Source organism: Micromonospora sp. NPDC047740 (assembly GCF_043204735.1).
Taxonomy (GTDB): domain Bacteria; phylum Actinomycetota; class Actinomycetes; order Mycobacteriales; family Micromonosporaceae; genus Micromonospora.
Genome location: NZ_JBIDCT010000001.1, coordinates 1 through 22,184, shown reverse-complemented (window position 1 = coordinate 22,184; position 22,184 = coordinate 1). Strand labels below are relative to the sequence as shown.

Here is a 22,184-nt window from a genome sequence, read left to right as displayed (position 1 = left end):
CATGTTGTCGAGGCCCTGTTGCAATTACGTTTCGCGCGAGTGACGGCCACCGACAGCGAAGCGGGCGCCCTCGCGACGAGGGCGTCCGCTTCGCTTCGTGCGCTACGCCAGCACACTGGCGGTCGAGCCCGCCGCAGCCCCCTGCGCGGTGACCCGGCGGCGTCGGGTCGGCAGCCCGAGCATCGGGTTGGCGACGCCCCAGGCGGCACCCTTGCAGACCAGCTCCTTGTAGACGGCGGCGAGCCGTCCGGTCAGGGCCGCCTGCACAGCGCGGTCGTCGGCGGTGACGTACTGGATCAAGCCATCCTTGCGGCCCAGTGAGATGCACTGGTTGAAGTAGCGGATCGGCACGTTGGGGAGCTTCCCGCCGGTCAGGCGCGCGGCGATCGCGTCGGCGGCCTGCCATGCGGCTGGGGTACCCGAAGCGCACGACATCCGCAGCGGCTTGTTGCCCGGTCCCAGCGCACAGGCCGCGTCCCCGACGGCGTACACGTTCGGGTGCGAAACCGAACGCATGGTCCCGTCGACCACGATCTGGCCGGTGCCGGTGACCTCCAGGGCGGTCGCCCTCGCGATCGGGTGGACCGCGAAGCCGGTGGTCCACACGGTGACCGCGGCCGGGATGGCTCTGCCGTCGGCGATGTCGACGCGGTCGGCGTCGACGCCGGTGACGGCGGCGTGCTCGTACACGGTGATCCCGAGCTTGCCGAAGACCTTCCGGAGGTGCTCGCGGCCCTTGGGCGAGAGCCAGTCGCCGAGGCCGCCGTGGGCGGCGAGGGCGACGTCGAGGTCCGGGCGTGCCTCGGCGATCTCGGTGGCGGCCTCCAGGCCAGTGAGGCCGCCGCCGACGACGACCACGGTCTGCCCGGCGTCGAGGCGGGCCAGGCGCTCGCGCAGCCGGAGTGCTCCGGGGCGGCCGGCGATCTCATAGGCGTGCTCGGCGGTTCCGGGGACGCCTTGGGTGTTCCAGCCGCTGCCGAGGGCGTAGACGAGCGTGTCGTAGGCGAGTTCTCCGGCGCCGTTCGGGTCAGTGACGGCGACGGTCCTGCGGTCGACGTCGACGCCGGTGACCCTGGCGAGCCTCAGTTCGACGCCGGCGCCTGCGAACATCTCGCTGAATGGCCGGGGCTTGAGGTCCTGGCCGGCCGCCAGCTGGTGCATGCGGACGCGTTCGACGAAGTCGGGCTCGGCGTTGACGAGGGTGATGGCGACGTCCTCGCGGCGGAGCCGCTTGGCGAGGCGGCCGGCGGCGATGGCTCCGGTGTAGCCGGCTCCGAGGACGATGATGCGGTGCTGCATTTCCTTGCTCCTGTCTTGCGCGGGCTTGCCCCTTGAACCGGGCGGCCCGCCGTTTCCTGACAGGAAGGCGATGTGAAGCACCTCACTTGGCGGTCAGAAGGCGGTGAACAGGGGTTCCCCGTGGTCGGCGGCCGCCCAGTGCGCGGTCGCGCGGTCGAGCTTGTCGGGGTTGACCTGGTTGCGGAACGCGGCGATGCCGTCGGCGGTGACCTCCAGGCACATGACGCCGACGACCCGGCGTTCCAGGACGGCCACGACGGCGGGGTCGCCGTTGGCGGTCCAGGCGTAGACCTCGGGCGTGCCGCCGACGATGGCGCGCTTGGCCTCGCCGGGTTTGAACAGCCCCCGCAGGAACTTCGCGACCGCGGCGGCGCCCTCGAACGCCTTGGCGCGGGCCGGGACCTTCCCGCCGCCGTCGCCGATCGAGATGGCGTCCTCGGTGAGCAGGCGCACGAGCGGCTCGGTCTGGCCGCTGGTGGCGGCCGTCAGGAACTCCTCGACGATCCGCCGAGCGGCGGCCCCGTCGATCTCGGTGCGGGCCTTGCCGTCCGCGACGTGCTTCTTGGCTCGGTGGAAGATCTGCTGGCTGGCGGCCTCGGTGATGTCGAGGATCTCGGCGATCTCCCGGTGCGGGTAGTCGAAGGCCTCCCGGAGCACGTACACCGCCCGCTCGTTGGGAGCGAGGCGCTCCATCAGGGTGAGGACCGCGTACGAGACCGATTCGCGCTGCTCGGCGGTGTCGGCCGGGCCGAGCATCGGGTCCCCGGCGAGCAGCGGCTCGGGAAGCCATTGGCCCACGTAGGTCTCGCGGCGCGCCCGGGCGGAGGTGAGCTGGTTGAGGCACAGGTTGGTGAGGACCTTCGTCAGCCAGGCCGCGGGGACCTCGATGCGGTCGACGTCGGCGGCCTGCCAGCGTAGGAACGTCTCCTGCACAGCGTCCTCGGCCTCTGTGGCGGAGCCGAGGAGACGGTAGGCGATGGCCTCCATGCGCGGCCTGGCGGCCTCGAACCGGTCGACGTCGTCCGGGGTCAAGGGCATGGCCCGATCCTAGGTCGCGGCGCCAATCGCCCGCCGCCGCGATGGGGCTTCGCCGTTCGACGCGTTGCCCGACCTCGCGGAGGCAGCAGGGCTCGTCGCCGGATGCGGCTCGGCTGCCCTGCGCCGCCCGTTTCGTCAGGCCAACGGTGCGGCCGACGGCTGAGCCGGCTGGGACGCGCGCCGCATCAGCACGATGATCCCGCTCACCGCGGTGACCAGCAACGCCACCACCTCGAACGGCACGGCCGCCAGGAAAGGCCACCGCCAACCGAGCGACCGCCCCAGAAACGCCCCAGCCACGGGTCCGAGACCCAGCGCCAGCACCACCGCGCCGGCGACAAGTGGCACCATCAACCCGCGCCGTGCCCCCACCTGCGTGATCAGCGCGGCCGTGACGCCCCAGGCCAGACCGGCCCCGACCCCGGTCACCGCGCGGCCGAGCAGCAGCGTTCCGCTCTCCGGGGCCAGCGCGGTCAGCAGCGATCCGGGAACCAGCAGCACGATCGCGGGCAGCGCGACCGCGGTCGGCCACCGCCGGCCGAGCAGAGCGCCGACCGGAACCGCCAGTAGCGCCGCCAGCAGGTAGGCGACGAAGACCCAGGGGGTCACCGAGGCCGGCAGATGCATGGCCCGCTGGATCTCGGCCTTTACCGGCCCGAAGGTGACGGCGAGCAGGAAGGCACCGAGCGACGCGGCGAGTGTCGGCCCGATCAGCAGCCAGGCCGGGCGGACCCTGGGGCGTGGGCCGTACGGGGGGATCTGGGTGCTCGTGCCGGGGAAGGGCATGTTCACCCCAGTGAATATACGGGCCCGGCCTCTGCGGCAGGTAACCATACTGGCGGTTGACCGAGCGATGATGAGCACCGTGGTATCCCGTAAGGACAGTGTCGCCCCGCCGAGGAGGGTCCATGACGACCGAGTTGCGCGAGCGCCTGCACGAAACGCGACGGGCCGGGAAGGTTGGGGGCCTCCACGCGGTCGTGGCGGTCCGTGGTGGCGAGACCCTGCTGGCGTACTACGGCGCAGGCGAGGACTTCAGCTGGGGCACATCGCTGGGTGTCGTCGAGTTCGGACCCGAGACCCTGCACGACGTCCGGTCGGTCACCAAGAGCGTGACCGCGCTGCTGTACGGCATCGCGCTCGGCCAGGGCAGCGTCCCCCACCCCGCGGAGCCGCTCCTGCGCCAGTTCCCGGAGTACACCGATCTGGCGGCCGACCCCGAACGGGCCCGGCTCACCGTCGAGCACGCGCTGACCATGTCCCTCGGCCTGGAATGGCGCGAAGACCTCCCGTACGACAACCCGGCCAACGCCGAAATCGCGATGGAACTGGCGCCGGACCGGTACCGGTACGTGCTGGAGCGGCCGATCCTCGAGCCACCCGGCGCCCGCTGGTCCTACTGCGGCGGCGCCGCGGCGCTGCTGGGCCGGCTGATCACCGCCGGGACCGGACAGCCGCTGCCGCAGTACGGGCGAGAGGCGCTGTTCGCGCCACTCGGCATCCACAGCTTCGAGTGGATGACCGGCGCGGACGGGGTGGCCTCGGCCGCGTCCGGGCTGCGGCTCGCGCCACGCGACCTGGCCAGAATCGGCGAACTGGTGCTTGCCGAGGGAGCGTGGGACGGTCATCAGATCGTCCCCGCCGGGTGGATCCACACGATGCTGCAGCCCCGCCTGCGGACCGACTGGGGCGGCCAGTACGGCTACCAGTGGTACGTCGAGACCATGGCCGGCCATCGGCTGGTGGCCGGGATGGGCAACGGCGGCCAACGCCTGATCGTCCTGCCCGACCTGGATATCGCCGTGGCCATCACCGCCGGCAACTACGACGACCCCGACCATTGGCGGACTCCGGTGGCGCTGCTGGAGCAGGTCATCCTGCCGGCGCTCGGGTGACGGGCGCAGGCCGCCCTTCTGTTAAATAGGTGGCGTGCGCGCAGGGAGGCGAGCAGGCTCGGCCCGTGACGAGCAGCGACCTGTGGGACGAGGACACCGCGGAGCGGTACGACGACCTCTCGGCCGAGATGTTTGCACCTGAGGTGCTCGACCCCGCCGTGGACTTCCTTGCCCGGCTGGCGGGTTCCGGCCCCGCGCTGGAGTTCGCGATCGGCACGGGTCGGGTGGCCATCCCGCTCGCCGCCCGCGGCATCTCCGTGACCGGGATCGAACTGTCGGAGCCGATGGTCAACCGGCTGCGGCGCAAGGTGCCCGCGGAGCAGTTGCCGGTCATCATCGGCGACATGGCCACAGCGACCGTCCCCGGCCAGTTCTCACTCGTGTACGTCGTGTGGAACAGCATCGGCAACCTGTGCACGCAGGACGAGCAGGTGCAGTGCTTCCGCAATGCTGCCCGGCACCTTTCGCCGGGCGGTCGCTTCGTCGTCGAGCTGTGGGTGCCGGGCATCCGGCGGTTCCCCCCGGGGCAGTCGGCGGTGCCGTTCGAGGTGACCGACCGGCACGCCGGCTTCGACACCTACGACATGGTCACGCAGCGGGGAACGTCTCACCACTACCGGCGGCTGGACGATGGGACCATGCGCTACGGCTACAGCAACTTCCGCTACATCTGGCCCGCCGAGTGCGACCTCATGGCACGGCTGGCCGGCTTGACGCTGGAGCAGCGGGTGGCGGGCTGGGACGGGGCGCCCTTCACGTCCGACAGCGAGAGCCACGTGTCGGTCTGGCGCAAGCCACTCGACGCCTCCGCGGAGGGCTGACCGAGCCGGAGTTCGGTCGGCTCAACGATTGCCGGAAACGGTCACCCGGAAGCCCGCCTCACCCCGGCTCGCGTCGATCCGGCCGGGCACCCGCAGCGACGCCTCGCGGCACCCCTGCACCTGGTAGCCACTCGCGCTGGTGTTGCTGGCGTAGCAGAGCAGGTACGCCCCGGACGAGACGGGCCGCAGCGAGAACCGGCCGCCGCGTCCGACTGCGCCGGTAACCCCGCCGACGGCCGGCACTGCGGACGCCGGCACGGTGAACGGCGCGTATGACACCTGGTCGGGTGCTGGCGGGGCGCCGGTGCTGGTCTGCCGCCAGAAGTCGGGCGCGGCGGCTGCCGGCACCGCGAGCACCGTGCCGCCCCTGGTCGATGCGCCACCGACATCCGACTGGTCGGACGCGTCGCGCATCGTGCCGAGCACCTCGTCGGGCTGAGGGCGGGGTGCGCCGAACGGGCCCCGGCCGGTGGCCCAGAGCCCGGCGGCCACCACGGCGGCGACGAGCACGACGGCACCGAGGCCGGCGGCGACGAGCGCCACCGGCCTCCGTGCCCGAGGGTCGGTCACTTGAACTCGAACTCCGTACTGTGCTGGGTGCCGTCCGTCAGGGTCACCGTCAGCCGGTGCCGGCTGCCCGCCCAGGACCGCGGCGTGTCGACGTTGAGATGGTACGACCCGAGGGTCGAGATCCACCGGTAGTCGGCCCCGGGCGAATCGAAGGTTGCCGACGCGACCGCCGACTCGCCCGGCTTTTCGCCGCCCACGGTCCACTTGACCGGAATCGTCCGGCCGGCCTCGACGACGGTCAGTCCGTCCGGGTCGATCGGCGGACGGAAGCCACCGAACTCGTACCGCGGGGTCGGCGCGGGCAGCCGGGAGATGCTGATCGTGATCTCGCGGGTGACCGTCTGGCCGGCCGGGTCGGTCACCGTGGCGCTGATCCGGTGCGCCCCCTCGCTCAGCTGGTCGGCGCGGGTCAGTAGCAGCTGGCCGGTGCCAAGGGCGCCGTCGCGGTCCGACCGCCAGGTCACGTCACCGTCGTCCAGGAGTCCGGTCTCCGCGTCGTACGCCCCGGCGTCCAGCCGGATCGCCTGCGTGCCGTGGTAGGCGGCACCGGCGGCCGGGTTCCGGATGGCCAGCTGGGGTGGTGCGTCGGGCATCGCGAACGGCTCGGAGGCGACCACCGCGGCGTCGAGCCCGTGCGAGGCGATCACCCGGACCAGCGCGGCCGGCGAGCCGGGCACGATCCACCGGGGCACGGTCGCCTCGGTCGCCCCGGAATCGGCCGCGTAGGTGCGCCAACTGCCGCCGCCGTCGGCGCTGTACTGGGCGGTGTACGTCGGCGCGTGCGGGCCGGCGTGCTTGCCCTTCCAGCTCAACCGGACGGTGTTCCCGTCGCGGTCGACCGCGGCCGCCGGCCGGGCGGCGGTCGGCTTCTTCCGCTCGGCGGTCAGCGTGCCGATGACCCGGCCGTCGTGCACGACGACCGCCCGGGCGGCCGACTCGGGCACGGCCGGCACCGCCAGCTCGAAGGTGCCCACCGTCGACTCGTCCCGCCCGTCGCCGCCCGGCGGTTCGTCGGTGCCCTCCGGGAGCCGGGGCTGGAAGCGCACCCGGTGCAGTACCTGTTCATCGGCGTCGAGCACCCGCAGCTCGTAGCCACCCTCGGGGTCGTCGGTGGCCACGGGGGCGCCAAAGGCCGGCATGGTCGGCCGGAAGGCGGCGGTGCCCGCGGCGGTGTCGACCCGGCCGCGCAGCACCACCGAGGCCGGGTCGGCTGCGGCGGGTGCCGCGGCCGCCGGCGCGCCGCTGGAGATGGCGCCAGTCGCGTCCGGGGACAGCCGGCCCTCGAAGAGCGCCCGGTAGTCCCGGGCGTCGATCCAGCGCCCCTGGCTGTCCGCCCTGGTGGAGTTGCAGTAGCTCATCATCGGGTACGTGGCGTGCGGCGACGTGATGGCGAGCCCTTCGCGGTCACCGAAGTACCGCGCCGAGACACCCCAGATCTCCCGGTCCCGGTCGCCATTGGGTCCGAGGGTCGGCCGGTCGCCCTGGCTGGTGCCGGTCCAGTGCGGGTAGTCGTCGGTGAAGGTCCCCGCGACCTCACCGCACCAGCCCCGCTTGGCGCCGACGAACGGGAACGTACGGCCGTTGCGGTCGGCGTTCACGGTGTGCTCGCGGCCCAGCGAGTGCGCCACCTCGTGGGCGCCCCGGTTGCGGGCGTATCCCGTGCCGTACAGCCCCTGTGCGCCGGAGAGCCAGCCGGAGGAGACCGGGCTGCCGATCCCCGCGGCCAGGCCACCGCCGCTGTCACCGAGCAGCGCGGCGTGGTACATGGTCCGCGGGTCGAGCTGGCCGGAGCGGAAGTTGGACCACCAGTCGATCCAGAGCCGGTCGTTGACGTCCTCCAGCCCGTCGTCGCCGTCCTCCGGCCGCTCGTCGAGGTCGAGTGTCTGGAACGAGGCGGTCGCGTTGCTGACCGGGAAGACGTCGTGCATCCGCCGGTACTGCTCGAAGAGGTCGGCGAAGGTGGGCTCCTGGACGGCACCGTTCTCGGTCCAGCTCGCCGCGAAGAGGTTGACCCGCAGCCGTCCGCCGGGCCGGAACTCGACCTCGGTGCCGCAGTCGGCGGTCCACCGGCCGCCCTCGCAGCGCACTCCGCCGGGCAAATCCGGCACCAGCTTGACCCGCCCTGAGGTCCAACCCACCGGTAGCGCGAAGTTCAGGCTGCCGGAGAATCGCTCCCGCCCGGCGGCCGGATCCGGGCCGACCACGATCTCGGTGGAGTCGATCGGGGTCAGCGGGCTGCCGGGCAGCTCCTGGCCGTCCCGGTAGCCGCGCAGCCGGCCGCTGGTGCGTACCTCCTGGCTGTCCACCGTCTTGAAGAAGGTCCGGACGATGGTGGACTTGGCTCGGATCAGCGGGACGCTGTTCTGCCAGTCCTGGACGGCCTGGTTGACCTCGATCGCCGCCAGGTCCAGCGCGTAGTTCAGGCAGCCGGAGATCAGCGAGGAGAATTCCGCGATGCTGCGGGCGGCGTTCACCCGGCCACCGCCGAAGACATGCGGGCCGTACACGGCGCGGGCCCGCTCCTCGGTGAACACGGTGCTGGTGAGCGCGAGCACGCTGTACCGGTCGACGCCCTTGTTCTTGGCGTACGTCACGGCGTCGGCGAGGCCCTCCCCGGCGTTCGGCTCGCCGTCGGTGGACATGCACATGGACCACGTCGTGCCCGACCGGCCCGCGGCGGCCAGATGGTCGGCGCCGGCGTGGATGGCGTCGCCCGGGTTGGACAGGTCGTCAAGCCGCTTGATGGCCCGCAACCGGGTGGCGAAGTCCGTCACCGCGTCCTCGTCGGTGAGCCGGGTCAGCGGAATCTCCAGGCGAGTGCCCTTGGCCACGTCGCTGCCGGAGTACTGAACGACCCCGACGGCGACCCGGTCCGAGCGGGGGAAGATCAGCGGGTCCTCGACGGCGCGGGCGAAGCCCTCGAGCTGCACCTGCCAGTCGGTGTCGGTGAGCGACAACGATCCGTCGACGAGGAGCATCAGGTCGGTGGGTTGTTGGGACGGTACGGGCGCGGCCGCCGCGACACCGGGCACCCCCACCCCGGCAAGGGCGAGGGTGAGTACGGTGGCGACGGCGGCGAGGCGTCTGCGGCTGGATCTGCGGCGCACGGCTCTCCCTTGGTCCGGCATCGACGACTGCGTCGTCCGCACGGGACCGGCGGCACCGTCGGCCAAGGCCGGCGTCCGCGCGCCCGGTCCCCGCTACGGGCGCCACTGCAGTCTGACTGCCGAAGGTTCGGCAAGTCATCGAACTATCTGGATGACGACACCGGCGCGACGACGAGCGGGGACCGGCCGGCACACACAACCAATCGTTGCGGGCTAGCATCCGGCCTGACCGGTCCATTCAGGACCTTCGGGAGGACACCTTGCGCAGAAGAGCGATCTTCAAGGCGGCTGCCGCAGCCGCGGCCGCCGCTCCGGCCGCCGTGCTGCTCGGCGAGGCGCCCGCGCAGGCGTACGCCACCTACGACGTGGCCGTCTGCGAGCAGTATCACAACCAGATCCAGATCTATCCGTCCAGCTCGGCCTGGAGCACTTCGACGCTGAAGTGGAGCTTCAGCCCGGGCACCGCGAACGGCTGGTCGAACCTCTCCGACGTCAAGTTCCGCAACACGTCGGCGTTCGGCGTGGTCGCCCTGGTCACGGCGTCCGGCGGCAAGGTCGGCATCGTGAACAAGACCACCGAGGCGGCGCAGGAGCTCAACGACCTCCTCTGGTACGCCACGCCGGGCAACAACCCGCACGCGATCGAGCGCATCCCGAACATCGGGGCGATCGTGGTGGCGTCCTCCGGCGGATACCTCTATCTCTACGGCCCCACCGCGGTGAGCGACCCGAGCACGCTGGCGCTGGTCCAGACGATCTCCTTCCCCGGCGCCCACGGCGTCTGGTGGGACGACGTCTCCGGCAAGCTGTGGGCGATCGGCCAGGACTACGCCCGGATATACACCGTGTCCGGCACCTACCGCAGCACTCGGCTGTCGCTGTCCCGGTCGATCTCGATCGGCGCCCATCTGGGGCACAGCCTGGACGCCAGCTACGCCGACGGCAACCTGATGCTGGCCACGGACGGCAGCAAGGTGATGACCATCGACAAGACCACGTACGCCGTGACCCAGAGCTATCCGGACAACTCGGTGAAGTCGTACTCGCAGCACAGCTCGGGCGAGCGGTTCTGGGTGCAGGCCACCGGGGCGACGTACCACGGGGACAACCGGAACTGGGTCAGCCCGACCGTGCAGTTCTTCGACTCCGCGGGGGCAAGGTCGTTCACCCGCTCCCTGTCGTATGGGGCGGAGTTCTACAAGGCACGCCTGTACGACGTCGCCTTCCACTGACCAGCCGGGCCGCCACTGGTCGGGAGCGCCGGCGGGTGGCCCGAGACCACGTCAGTCGTATGTGGACGGCCGCGTGGCGTGGACCGTGATTGTTAGCATGGCGGCTGGCGGAGCTGATCGACCGGCGCCACTGTTTCTGGGCGCCGAGCCGACGGATCCGCGGCATGTGGGACGCCTCGAGAGGGGGCTCGAATGTCGTCCGAGGAGCAGCCCGTACCGCCGTCGCCGGAAGATCGGCCACCCGGTTCCGATGGGCCGGTCCCGCCCGCGGTGCCGCCGCCCGGGGCCGGGATCCCGCCCGGCGCGGTGCCGCCGCCGGCCGGCCAGCCGGGGCCGCCCCGGCCGTCTTGGCCGGTTCCGGCCGGATCCCCGGCACGGCCAGGTTCCCACCGGACCGTGTGGTGGGTGGCCGGGACGGCCGCGGTGCTGGTCCTCGCCCTCTGCGCGGGCCTGGCCGTGGCGTTGTTCCGGCTCGCCGACGACCGTCCGGGCCCGGCCGACGACGGCTCCAAGGAGGCGGCCGCGCTCCTGTACGAGGCGGCCGGCACGCTGTTCGACTCGGGCGCCGAGCGGTACCGGGGCATGCTCACCAGCTACTCCGGTGCCCGGGTACGAATCGACGCGCGGGTGACGCAGGAGGGCACCACGCTGTCGACGGTGGAGGTCTCGGGTGGCCGGGGCGAGGTGCTCGACCTGGGCACCAACGGCACGTACGCCAAGGGCGACCGGGTGTTCTGGGCGGCGACCGACGTCCCCCGCCTCGAGTCGCTGAAGTACGGAAGCGCCTGGGTGCGAGTGGCCCCCGACGCGCTGGGATTCGATGCGCGGGAGCTGACCCCGGCGGCGGTCGCCTACTCGCTGGCGCCCGGCATGGAGGACGGACAGGGCCCACCGCCGGGGCTGAGGGCGACGCTCGGCGACGTCACGACGATCAACGGCGTCAAGGTGCGTCCGGTGCTGATCCCCGGGGCGGTGGTGTCGATCACCGTCGGCCAGCCGCGGCGGATCGTCCGGATCGAGTCGGACGGGACCGGGACCCCCACCGCCGTCCGGACCATCGGCTACACCGGCTCCGATGGCCGGTCGCGGGGCTATCGGCTGGCGGCGGGGGCCGACAACTGGCTGGGCGTGGACCTCAGCGGCCTGTCGCCGGAGGAGATCGAGGACTTCTTCCAGGCGGTCAAGAAACGGGTCACCGAGCTGGCCGGGGCTTTCGACTCCCAGGTGACGTTCGACCTGGAGGGCGACGGCACCCTCGGGCCGTGCCAGCAGACCTCGTGCGTCGCCACCTACCGGCTCTCCAACCGGGTGCGGCTCCATTCGCAATACCTCCGCAACGACGGGCCGGTGTACGCGGCTGTCACGATCCGGATGACTCTCGACGGGCGTCCGCTCGAGACCTGTAGGCCGATCATTTCTATGCCCCCGAACAAATCGGGGACCGCCAGGTGCACGGCGACGTATACCCTGCCGCGATCCCGCAATCCAAAGACGTACACGGTCCGGGCGAGCTTCAAGGCCGAGGCAAGGGCCGTGATCAAGGCGGACATCGAGCGGATGACCAAGGACGTCGCCCGGCAGGAGGCGGCGCGGCGCCGCCGTCCGGCCCCGGTCACGAGCACCCCGGTGACGCCGGGATCGAGCCGACCGACGCCACGTCCCAGCCCTAGCCGGACGCACCCGTGCGAGGAACCATCGCTCGGGCGGGACCCTGCCGGGCCCGGCGAATGGATTCGGCGGAACGCCGGGCCGCCCAGGGAGTGGATGAGGTACCAGGAGCAGGTGACCGGGCTGCGCCGGCCGCACGAGTACAGGTACGCCGGCCGAGATTTCGACGGCTTCCGAATGATCAACGGCAAGCCGGTGTTCATCGAGGCGAAGGGGCGGTACGACTTCCTGCTCTGGGCGGCTGAGGTCGACAAGAAGACCGGCCGGGTCCGATTCCTGGACGAGGATCCTAAACTGGCGAGTCTGACCCCAGAGCAGCAGAAGGCAATCGTCGATGGCAGTAAGCGGGCGAGGGCCAAGCTCGACGAACTGGCCAATCAGCTCATCGAACAGTTGGCGCGGGTCCGCCAGGTCGAGAACGGTCGGCTCCGTTACGTCGTGATGGAGCCGAAGGCGCTCGCCAAGATTCGGGCCTTCGTGGAGCCCCGGCTGGACGCGGAGGACAAGGCTCTGCTCGACTGGGAGTCGGAACCACTTGACCCGGATTTTGGGGGTTGCCTGTGACGGTCGTGCCCTACGAGTGGCAGATCTGGACCGACGGACCGGCGCGCGAGGACTGGCCGCTGGAGAAGGCCGCAGCATGCCTCGCGGCGTCACTGCGCCGGATCACCCGGACGCTCCCGTCCGACGCGGGCGCGTTCCAGGCCGGCGCCGACGGCCCACCGTTCTCCGTCAACGACCCCGACCTGCCCCGGCACCTGGTGCCGCAGCTCGCGGCCTCCCGCGACCGGTCCCGCTACGGCGGCGGTGACCTGCTCGGCAATGCGCGGATCCTCCTGCAACCGGTCGGCCCGGGCCTGCTCTGGCTGGATTGGAGCCAACCAGCCGCGGAGCTGCCCACCTCGCGCGCCAACCTGAGGGTGACCGTCACCGCCCGGCTCGGGCCGATCCTCGACGAACGCCTCGGTGAGGTGGCCGCCCTGGTGGCTGACCTGGGCCGGATCTGGGAGGCGGACCAGGCGTGGGTGGACATGGTGCACGTCCGGCAGGAATGGAACCGGTGGCGGCGCGGCCTGCCAGTCTTCGGCGTGGTGACCTGGTTCAGGACCGGCGGTGCCACGGTCGACACCAGCGGCCTCGACGTGGACACCGTCGACACCGACGACGGTCGGCTGATCGTCCTGCGGGCCGCGCCCGCCGACGTCGAGGCGGACACCAGCGCGGCGGCGCGCGCCACTGTTCGCGAACTCACCCGCCGTACGGTGCTGGCCGACGGCCGGCTGTTGACCGAGGCCAACCCGGCCCTGCTCGCCGAGCCGGAAGGGCCGTCCTGACCCGGACCCGGGTCACGAGCTGCGGTCCGCTGTGTCAGCCGCCACGCGGGCGGCCGGGTCGGTGAACCCGGCCGCCCGCGTGCTGACCGCCGGCGGACCTACCGGTCAAGCGGCTCGATCCAGATGTTCCGGTACTGGACCGGGTTGCCATGGTCCTGCAGCCGGATGGCGCCGGCCGCCGGGCCCTCGGGCCGGCTGCTGCCGGTCGGGCCGAGGATCTCGACGTCGTTGTGCACCGTGACGCCGTTCCACACCACGGTGACGCGGGCATTCTCGACCTTCTTGCCGGCCGCGTCGTAGCGGGCCTGCCGGTAGACGATGTCGTACGTCTGCCAGGTCTGGGGCGGCAGCGCCGCGTTGACGTCGGGGGCCTTCTGGTTGTAGATGGCCGCGGCGTCGTTGGTCCGCGGCGGGTCGATGCCGAACGAGTCCAGCACCTGGATCTCGTAACGGTCCTGCAGGAACACGCCGCTGTTGGCGCGTGCCTGACCGGTCACGTCCGGCGGGTACAGCGGCAGGTTGAACTCGACGTGCAGGCGGAAGTCACCGAAGGCCTGCACCGTGCGGAGGTCTCCGTTCCGGACGGTCATGACGCCGCCGGCGACCGGCCATTGGGGTTCCCGCCCGTCGGTGTGCTGCCACTCGGTGAGGTCGCCACCGTCGAACAGCGTGATGCGTTCGCCGTGCGGCCGGACGGCGAGCACGTCGAGGTTCACGTGCCCGGAGTCCGCGGCCTCCTTGCGGTACTCGACCACATTGCGGCCCTTGTTCAGGGAGACGGTGGTGGTGACCGTTCCCCACTCCTCCCAGGTCACCGTCGAGGGGAAGAGCCGCTGCTCCACCCGTTTGCCGTTGACGTACAGGCTCAGCTGTTTCTCACCCGAGTAGGGGTTCGGGCCGTTGCTGTAGCGCATCGCCAGGTCGTACGTCCCGCTCGCCCGGACATCGACCGAGATGCTGGTCGACGAGCCGTTCTGAGCGAAGCCGGCGGCGAAGCCGGCGCCGGAGTAGGCGGCGTGGTCGGTGGCCATGCCGACGGCGACCGTGCGGCCTTCCTCGGCCTCGAAGAACGTCTGCGGCTGCACCACGCGGCCCGGGATCTCGTTGAGCGTGTACCAGGCTTCGGTGTTCCACAGCTCCTCGCCGTCGGCGGAGGAGAACGGACGCGGGGAGCGCACGTGCACCACGCGGTTTTCCTTCCGACCGGGGATGTGCAGCTTGACCGTGCGGCGGTCGGCCGACAGCTCGGCCTTGGTCACCTTGAGCGTCTCCAGCTCGAGCTTGGGCCCGCCGTACTGGCTCGTCGCACCGTAGCGCCACTGCGTCACCTGGTACGCGTCGGCGAGATCCGCGGCGGTCTCGGCGGACAGTGGCTTGGTGTATTCCAGCTCGAACCCGACGTGCGAGGCGCGCATCTCCTTGACCTCGAAGGTCGAGGTGCCGTTGGGCGTGAGCTTCTGCAGGCCGTAGGTGAGCTTGCCCTCCTGGCCCCAGTTACCGCCGGCGCCCAGGCCACCCACGTAGAGCGCGCCGTCGGGGCCGAGGGCCACCTCGTTGATGCCGGATTCCAGGCCCTGCGTGTGCCGGAACACCGCGCCCTGGTACTGCCCCTCGATCTCCTCGAGGAACACGCGCTGCAGGCCGCCGTAGGTCACGTCGCCGACCACCAACTGCCCGGCGTACGGGCCCTGCTTCAGCAGCACGGGGGTGGACGGTGAGTTACCGATCTCGTTCTGCGGGAGCCAGACGATGGGGCGCGTCACTGCCTTGCCGTCGTACGGCCCGGCGGGCGTCGTGTAGTGGTTGTAGAAGGCGCCATCCTGGATTTTGACCAGCTTGGACGCGGGCAGCCAACCACCCTGGTTGTCGGTGACGAAGACCTCACCCTTCGGGCCCCACCCGATCCCGTTGGGGGTGCGCAGCCCGCCGGCGACGTACGTGATCTCGCCGGTCGCGGCGTTCACCTTGATCGAGGTGCCGCGGTTCGGCGCGGGCTGGGGCACCGTGGTGGCGCCGCCCAGGTTGATGGCGACCGACAGGTTGAGATAGAAGTACCCGTCCCGGTAGAGCAGGCCGAACGCGAACTCGTGGAAGTTGCGGCCCCACGGCCAGGTCGCAACGGTCCGGTAGTCGTCCGCGACGCCATCGTTGTCGGTGTCGCGCAGGGCCGTCAGCTCGTGCTTCTGGCTGACGTAGACGGTGCCGCCGACCACCGCCACGCCCTGGGGCTCCCGCAGCCCCGCCGCGAACTTGCGGTAGGTCACCTGCTCGGGGCCGGTCTTTCCGCTGACGCCCCCGACCACGTAGACCTCACCGGTCGCGTTGTCCGTGCCGCCCCAGGTCGAGATCACCAGGTCGCCATCGGGCCGGAAGGCCATGCCGGTGACCTGCGGCCGGAAGCCCTCGGGACGCAGGTCGGTGAGGGTGTAGCCAGGGTGCACCCGGTCGAGGGGCAGGCCGTCGCCGGCCGAGTCGGTTGCGCCCTCGCAGTACTTCCAGCCGGGGGCGGTGACCCGTACGACGCCGGCGTCGGTGCTCAGTGCGGAGGTCGGCACGAGCTGGAAGGTGCTTGCGCCAGGGGGGCGCCACTCGAGCCGCAGCACCTGGCCGCCGCCGTTCTCGAAGAACTCGACGAACAACGGGTGCAGGCCGGCGGTCAAGCTGACCGACCCTTCCTTGGAGGTCTCGCCGTGCAGGCCGTCGTGGTCGACGACGAGCCGGTTGTCGATCGTCAGGCGCGACCCGTCGTCGCTGGTGAGCCGGAAGGCGTAGTCGCCGTCGGTGGGCACGGTGAGGTTGGCAATGACGTGGCTGATGAACCGGTCGGACAGACCGAACTCGCCCGTGGTGGTCCAGTTGATCTGCGGCATGAGCTTGTCGACGTTCGGCGTCTGTGCGGGCTTGAGGGTGCACAGCGCCGACAGCGGGGTGCCCATGTCGTACGAGCGCAGGGTGACGCCCGGCTCCTGCGGCGGGACATCGGCGGTGACGGATGCGGCCGTGGCCGAGGTGACGGGGACTGCGGCGAGCAGGGTCGCCAGAGCGGCACCAGCGGCCGCGAGCGCGGCTCGGCGGCGCCGGCGCCAGCGGTTCGGTGCGGTCATGGTTCCTCCTGGTGGGTGGCGGCGGGGCCCGGCCGGGAAGGATCCGTGCGACTTTCCTCCCCTGGACCGGCCAGTACGAGCGCGCAATACAAAAGATCGATGGCGACACTCTAATCTTTAGATTCAAATAGCTCAACTTTCAGATGAATGAATGAAAGTTGCCATCTGGCCAGGATCCCGGTGCCGTGGCGCGCGACCCGGCTGCGTGGGAGCAAGCACCGGGCGACGCGGCGGGCAACGGCGGCCGACACCACGGACGCCGGCGAGCGGCCGGACATCCCGCCCCTGACGTGCTACAAATCCGGTAGCCCGATCCACTGAGTTGAGCGGGGTGCCCATGGTGAGTCAGGGACCGGCAGCGGAGGCGCTGCGCGCGCACCGTTGGTCACGAAGAGCCGTGCTCGGTGCCGGGCTCGCCACCGGCGGGCTGTGGCTCCTCGACGAGCCGGCCGAAGCCCGGCCCGGCGATCCCGGGGCGGAACCGCTCCTGCCCGGGCGCGCGTTCCTGGGTTCCGCCGGTCCCGTCATCGATCCGGCGTTCGAGATCTCCCCGACGCCGGACCCGACGGCGCTGTACGACGTACCCGCACTGTCCGCCGCCGACGCACGGCGGCTCGCGCCGCGTAGGGCATCCGTGCCGGGCGTCACGGCGCGGTCCCAGTCGAGGGCGGTGAGCGGCGTACCGTTCGACTTCTCGTACCACCCGTTCGAGATCCGCGACCTGCCGGACACGATCCGCCCCTACTACCTGCGCAACCCGATGCCGCTCGTCGACACCGGCGTCCACGACGCTTCGGGCGTTCGGATGACCGTGCGCTACGGCCGGCTCTACGACCATCCGGTGGACCAGGCACAGTACGGACTCGCGCTGGTCGAGTCATACCGGATCACCGGCAACGTCGCCTACCTGAACCGGGCGAAGAAGCAGGCCCAACGGCTGATCGACCGCCGGGTGGGGTACGGGGGTGGCTGGTTCTACCCGTACCCGTTCCGTTTCCAGCTCCACGGCAGCCAGGAGATCTACGACCCCCCGTGGTACTCGATGATGGCGCAGGGGCAGGCGTTGAGCCTGTTCTGCCGGCTCTACCGCACCACCGGCGGCGCCCGGTGGCGGAACGCGGCCAACGCCACGTTCGCCTCGTTCCTGGTTCCCCCGGTCGCCGGTAGGCCCTGGGGGGTCTACGTGGTGGGCGGGCGACTCTGGTTCGAGGAGTACGCGAACCCGAAGCGGATCTCCGGCGACCTCACCTACAACGGCCACAACTTCGCCGCCTTCGGGCTGTGGGACTACTGGGCGATGACCGGGGACGAACGCGCCCGGGTGCTGTTGCAGGGCGCGTTGACCACCATGCGTGACGTCTACGCCGACATCCGCACCCGGCACTGGCGCAGCAAGTACTGCCTGCGGCACCGGTCGGACGCGAACACCTACCACACCATCCACATGACCCAGCACATCCAGTGCTACGCGATCACTGGCGACCCGGTGTTCGCCCAGATCGCGGAGCTTTACTACGCCGACTTTCCGCCACACGGCGTCACCGGCACCGTCGCGCTCCAGCCCGGGCGACACACCGGGTACCGGTTCGACAGCGCCGGCAACGTCACTGCCACCCGGACGATCAGCTTGTCGCGGCGGAGCAACGCGCCGTCGGCGGCCCGACTCAAGGTCCGTCGGCAGGACGGGATCTGGTACCAGATCAGTGCAGGCACGCTGGCCGGCTACCACCTCAAGGAGCTCAGACAGCACTCGTACCAGGTCGGCGAGGCCGCCCCGATGGGATACCGGATCCTGCGGCCGGCGACGGTCGCGGTGGCCCCACTCACCGCGTACGCCATCGACGCGGCCGGGTCGATGCGGTCAGTGGTCACCGACTACCAGGTGGGCGACAGGGTCAACCTCGACCGGCAGGCGGTGTTGAACGGGGTGGCGCACGTCCGGTTCGCCGACGGCCGGTACCCGGGATGGTGGGCGGGCTACCCCGCCGTCAACCGAAGCTGACCCGACCCGAGGCGGCAGCCCTCGAGTTTCCGCTACGGCAACCGGCGGTCAGACCGGCGTCAATCTCCGTCCCGCAGGGTTGCTGCCGTGACGTACACATTGAACGCCGCACTGACGGTGGGCGCAGTCGTCGCCGCGCTGCTCGCTCCTCCGCACGGGGGCGCCCGCGCCACCACCGCCCAGCCCGCAGTGGTGACCACGGACAACGAAACCCCGATCCTGTACGACGACGAGGCCGGCGGGAACGCTTCCGGTGACGACCCGGCCATCTGGGTGCACCCGGCCGACTCCCGAAAGTCGCTGGTGATCGTGACCGCCAAGGAGGGCGGCCTCCGCGTCTACGACATGGGCTCGCGCGAGCTCCAGTCGCTGCCCGCCACCGAAGCACCACGGGTCGACACCGCCACCGGCCGCTACAACAACGTGGACATCGCCTACGGCATCCGCCTGGCGGGTCGTCTGGTCGACGTCGCCGTCGTCTCGGACCGCTACAACGACCAGCTCCGCTTCTTCCTCGTCGACCCGGCCGGCGCGGCGGCGCGTTCCCCGCTGACCGAGGTCACCGCCGCCGACCAGAGCTTCCTCTTCAACCCCGACCGTCAGGCCGTCGACGAGGAGCACACCGCGTACGGCCTCGCCATCTGGCAGCCGCGGCCCGGCGAGACGTACGCCGTCGTCACCCAGGAGGGGGCGACCACCATCGCGACCGCGCGCATCGTCGAGATCGGCGGCAAGCTCGGCTACACGGGCACCCAGCGGCTCACCATGCCGAGCACCTTCCCGCTGCCGGACGGGACGACCTGGGTTCCCTGTGAGGAGCCAGGCGTGCCCCCGCAGCTCGAGGGCGTCGCGGTGGACCAGGCGTCGGGCGTGCTCTACGCCGCGCAGGAGGACGTCGGACTGTGGCGGCTGCAGCTGCCGCTCGGCTCGGGCCACCAGCCGAAGCTCATCGACCGCGTCAAGGACTTCGGGATCCACGACGTCTACGACAGCGCGACCGAGGAATGCCGGCCGATCGACCCGAACGACAAGGGCTACGGCGGCAACCTGCTCACGGCCGACGCCGAGGGCGTCGACATCTACTACGGGCCCGGCGCCACCGGGTATGTGCTCGTGTCGAGCCAGGGCGACGACACGTTCGCGGTCTACGAGCGCCAGGGCGTGAACGGTGCACTGGGGAGCTTCCGGGTCAAGGGGGTCGGCGGCGCCGACGACATCAACGGTTCCGACGGGCTCGCCGTGACGAACCGCCCCGTCGGCAACTACCGGCAGGGCCTGTTCGTCACGCACGACGAGCCTGAAACCGGGCCCGACGTGGCCGACGACCGCGATGCCACGAACTTCTCCTACGTCTCCTGGGGCGACATCGCCCGCGCGTTGTCCCTGACCGTGGACACCCGGGCCGGGAACGACCCGCGCTTGCGCTGACTTCCTCCGACCGGGCCCGGCCCGCTCCAGGACCACTGGAGCAGGCCGGGCCCGGCCAGTGCATGTGCTTCAGGTCACCGCACGGCACGTCACATCCGGCGCTGCCAGCTCGTCCTTGAAGCCGGCAACCAGGAGGGTTCATGTTCACCGCTTACGTCACGGTCACCATCATCGCCTCGGTCTTCAACGGCATCGCCGCCGCCACGTACCTCAGCGGCCACGACTATCCGAAGGCCCAGGCGGACATGAAGCGCGTGCCCCGGTCGTGGGTACCGGTGTTGGGCGTGTTGCTGGCGGCGGGCTCCTTGGGGCTGCTGGTCGGGTTCGCCGTGCCACTGCTGGGGACACTCGCGGCCGCTGGCCTCGTGCTGTATTTCCTCGGCGCCCTCATCGCGCACCTGCGAGTGGGCTCCCGCCAGCTCGTGGGATGGGCCGTGTTCTTCTCCACCGCGGTGGCCACGCTAGCCGTCAACCTGGTCTACCACTGGTGAACCGTGGCGACAGGGGCGAGCGCCAGCTAACCTGCTCCTGCCGCCGAGCATGTCGGCAGGTGAGGTTGCGCCGGTGCCGGGGCGCCTAATCGGTTGGCACCACACCGTCTGGCCGCACTAGCGTGCCAGCCGTGCCCATCCATGATGACGAGATTCGAGCCACCGCCGATCAGGTGCGCCGCCTGGTCGCGGCCCAGTGTCCGCAGTGGGTCGACCTTCCCGTGGCACCCCTACCCGACGCGTTGGAGGGCACCGACCACGTACTCTTTCGGATCGGCGACGAACTCGTCGCCCGGATGCCCAAGATTGCCGGGGCGGTCGACCAGGCCGATTCGGATTCGCGGTGGCTGCCCTTGCTGGCGTCCCACCTGCCGGTGCGGATTCCAGTTCCGCTGCACGTGGGCGAGCCGGGCGCGGGGTATCCATGGCGGTGGACCGTGGTGCCGTGGGTCGTGGGGGACACACCTCCCAGGCTTGGCTGCGACGACGTGCTCCTGGCCCGCGATGTGGCGGCCTTCGTTCGCGCCCTGCACCGGGTGGAGCCGGCCGGAGGCCCGCTCAAGCCACCGGGTACCCGCGGGTCCGCCCTGCTCCACGTCGATGAGAACGTCCGTCGAGTGCTGCCCCGGCTCGCCGAGCATGACGACGGCTTCGACGTGACCGCGGCCGAGACGACCTGGGACATTTGTTTGGCTGCTCCTGACTGGGACCGGGACCCCGTATGGATCCACGGTGATCTGCAACCGGGAAACCTGATCACCGACTGCGGCCGACTGGCCGCGGTCATCGACTTCGGCGCACTCGGTCTCGGCGATCCGGCGCCGGACGTGGCGTCGGCGCTATGGACCTTCACCGGCGCGGCCCGGGAAGCCTACCGGGAGGCGATCGGGTACGACGACGCTACCTGGCGCCGAGCCTGCGGTTGGGCCCTCGCACCGTCGTTGACCGGCCTCGACTACTACCGGCACACCTTCCCGCGAATGGCCGAGCACGGCCGCCGGATGGTTCGCGCAGTGATCGCCGAACTGGCGTGACTGCCGCCGCCAGCCGAGTGGCTCCGCGTGCTCAACGACCCCGAGACTGACCAAGTTGATTATGGATCATCAGTGATCATAGGTTGGTCGTGTGGGTCTTCTTCGATTCTCGCAGACCGCGGCGCGTCTGTCGGTGTTCACCGGTGACGGTGGGTGGTTGGGCTGGTTCGGGGAGGATTCCGGTGACGTGGGCGGCCGTGGGCATTGGTTCTGCGCGATCGATGGTGGGTCGTTGAGTCGGTGAGCGGGAAGCTGCGGCTGGGCGAAGGCGAGACGGCCCGCACCGCGTGTGCCCGCGCCTTGCTGCGCACCGGTGTGGACGAGGCAACCGGCGAGGTCCTGTCTGCGGCGGTGCTGGCGCGGCGGGTGGGTTGGTGTGCCGATCTGGTGGCGGACATGGTGGGCGTCCTGGTCGGTGAGCGTTGGAACAGCGTGGATGTGGGGGTGTTGGCTGGCGGGGTGGATGCGGGTGGGCGGCGGTTGCCGTCGCACGCGTGGATGGCGCTGCGGCGGCTGGGCTGGGCGGTCGCCCCGCCTGGGGGTGTGAGGGTCAATGACCGGATCGTGCGGATGGCGCAGGAGCAGGCGGGACGTGCTCTGCGCTCGGCGGCGTGGCGTGCCGATGTGACAGCCGGGGTCCTGGCGACGTGGCCGTCCGATCCGCGCAAGCGCACCCCCGCCAAGTGGGATCAGGTTCGGGCCTCGATCCCCGGCGGGCAGCATCTGCCGTCGAATGTCATCAAGGGCCGCACCCGGCAGGCTGCCACGTTCGCCAAGGCCAACGGCCGGCTGCCGGTGGACGTGTTCGAACTCGAAGGCGCCCCGAGAATTCCGCGGATGTTGTTGCTGGCCGCGTGTGATCGGCAGCAGGCCACCATCGAGCGCAGCGACACCGACCCGACGAAAGCGCTGCTGCGGCTGCAGTTGCCCACTCGCCCGGATCCGCGAGGGTATCGGGACTGGACGTGGGTGGCGTGCCGGATCACGTTGCCGCCTACGGTTCCCGCCGTGGCGGTGCTGCACCTGCCGACCCTCCGCCTCACCGACGGGACGATGCGTGCCGACCTGGCATACACGCATGCCGTGCCGAAGGCCCGGGCCACCGGTCACTCGGTGGCGCTTGGCGTGGACTGGGGTCTCAACACCCTCCTCAGCGCCGGT

16 protein-coding genes are annotated in these 22,184 nt (G+C 71.0%); 10 read left to right on the top strand and 6 right to left on the bottom strand.

Features of this window, described 5'->3' with window-relative positions; genetic code table 11:
- Positions 1-102: 102 nt before the first annotated feature.
- The 3 genes from ACGF4F_RS00080 to ACGF4F_RS00070 form a co-directional block, all read right to left on the bottom strand.
- Positions 103-1,299, bottom strand: coding sequence for an FAD-dependent oxidoreductase (locus ACGF4F_RS00080; RefSeq protein ID WP_357443259.1), 1,197 nt, complete (start codon positions 1,297-1,299; stop codon positions 103-105).
- Positions 1,300-1,392: 93 nt separating this feature from the next.
- Positions 1,393-2,337, bottom strand: coding sequence for an RNA polymerase sigma factor SigJ (gene sigJ / locus ACGF4F_RS00075; RefSeq protein WP_357443255.1), 945 nt, complete (start codon positions 2,335-2,337; stop codon positions 1,393-1,395).
- 135 nt (positions 2,338-2,472) lie between these two features.
- A complete protein-coding gene (locus tag ACGF4F_RS00070) occupies positions 2,473-3,123 on the bottom strand; it encodes an MFS transporter (protein ID WP_393074763.1) in 651 nt (216 codons plus the stop codon).
- Between the two features lie 122 nt (positions 3,124-3,245).
- Here ACGF4F_RS00070 and ACGF4F_RS00065 point away from each other — a divergent pair, with 122 nt between their 5' ends.
- Together ACGF4F_RS00065 and ACGF4F_RS00060 are read left to right on the top strand one after the other, a co-directional pair.
- The gene (locus tag ACGF4F_RS00065) at positions 3,246-4,232 is read left to right on the top strand and encodes a serine hydrolase domain-containing protein (RefSeq protein ID WP_393073368.1); all 987 of its coding nucleotides are present in this window, start codon (positions 3,246-3,248) and stop codon (positions 4,230-4,232) included.
- A 65-nt stretch (positions 4,233-4,297) separates the two neighbouring features.
- Entirely contained in the window at positions 4,298-5,053 is a 756-nt protein-coding gene (locus tag ACGF4F_RS00060) for a class I SAM-dependent methyltransferase (protein ID WP_357443249.1), read from the top strand.
- Between the two features lie 21 nt (positions 5,054-5,074).
- On the opposite strand, the gene ACGF4F_RS00055 is transcribed toward ACGF4F_RS00060, so the two are convergent.
- On the bottom strand, positions 5,075-5,596 hold the full coding sequence (locus ACGF4F_RS00055) for a hypothetical protein (RefSeq protein WP_357443244.1): 522 nt from the start codon (positions 5,594-5,596) through the stop codon (positions 5,075-5,077).
- A gap of 23 nt (positions 5,597-5,619) precedes the next feature.
- A complete protein-coding gene (locus ACGF4F_RS00050) occupies positions 5,620-8,730 on the bottom strand; it encodes a PxKF domain-containing protein (protein ID WP_393073363.1) in 3,111 nt (1,036 codons plus the stop codon).
- Between the two features lie 260 nt (positions 8,731-8,990).
- Between ACGF4F_RS00050 and ACGF4F_RS00045 the strand changes: the two genes are divergently transcribed.
- The 3 genes from ACGF4F_RS00045 to ACGF4F_RS00035 all read left to right on the top strand — a co-directional run bounded on the left by ACGF4F_RS00045 (position 8,991) and on the right by ACGF4F_RS00035 (position 12,964).
- Positions 8,991-9,962, top strand: a complete 972-nt coding sequence (locus ACGF4F_RS00045) for a hypothetical protein (RefSeq protein WP_357443238.1) — start codon at positions 8,991-8,993, stop codon at positions 9,960-9,962.
- Between the two features lie 405 nt (positions 9,963-10,367).
- Positions 10,368-12,194: a Tox-REase-5 domain-containing protein gene (locus ACGF4F_RS00040; RefSeq protein ID WP_393073360.1), complete on the top strand. Its 1,827-nt coding sequence runs from the start codon at positions 10,368-10,370 to the stop codon at positions 12,192-12,194.
- Positions 12,191-12,964: a hypothetical protein gene (locus tag ACGF4F_RS00035; protein ID WP_357443232.1), complete on the top strand. Its 774-nt coding sequence runs from the start codon at positions 12,191-12,193 to the stop codon at positions 12,962-12,964. The genes ACGF4F_RS00040 and ACGF4F_RS00035 overlap by 4 nt, the downstream gene beginning before the upstream one ends.
- Positions 12,965-13,062: 98 nt before the next feature.
- Here the strand turns inward: ACGF4F_RS00035 and ACGF4F_RS00030 are convergent, their stop codons facing one another.
- Positions 13,063-16,068, bottom strand: a complete 3,006-nt coding sequence (locus ACGF4F_RS00030) for a family 16 glycoside hydrolase (RefSeq protein WP_393073356.1) — start codon at positions 16,066-16,068, stop codon at positions 13,063-13,065.
- A 340-nt stretch (positions 16,069-16,408) separates the two neighbouring features.
- On the opposite strand from ACGF4F_RS00030, the gene ACGF4F_RS00025 reads away from it, so the two are divergent.
- The 5 genes from ACGF4F_RS00025 to ACGF4F_RS00005 form a co-directional block, all read left to right on the top strand.
- The gene (locus tag ACGF4F_RS00025) at positions 16,409-18,070 is read left to right on the top strand and encodes a D-glucuronyl C5-epimerase family protein (protein WP_357443226.1); all 1,662 of its coding nucleotides are present in this window, start codon (positions 16,409-16,411) and stop codon (positions 18,068-18,070) included.
- An 87-nt stretch (positions 18,071-18,157) separates the two neighbouring features.
- Positions 18,158-19,498, top strand: a complete 1,341-nt coding sequence (locus ACGF4F_RS00020) for a phytase (protein WP_357443223.1) — start codon at positions 18,158-18,160, stop codon at positions 19,496-19,498.
- 140 nt (positions 19,499-19,638) lie between these two features.
- Positions 19,639-19,989, top strand: a complete 351-nt coding sequence (locus tag ACGF4F_RS00015; RefSeq protein WP_357443220.1) for a DoxX family protein — start codon at positions 19,639-19,641, stop codon at positions 19,987-19,989.
- A 131-nt stretch (positions 19,990-20,120) separates the two neighbouring features.
- Positions 20,121-21,023 (top strand): aminoglycoside phosphotransferase family protein, encoded by a 903-nt coding sequence (locus tag ACGF4F_RS00010; RefSeq protein ID WP_393073351.1) that lies wholly within the window; start codon positions 20,121-20,123, stop codon positions 21,021-21,023.
- Positions 21,024-21,263: 240 nt separating this feature from the next.
- The coding region (locus ACGF4F_RS00005) for a hypothetical protein (RefSeq protein ID WP_393073348.1) at positions 21,264-22,184 on the top strand (921 nt) is incomplete at its 3' end.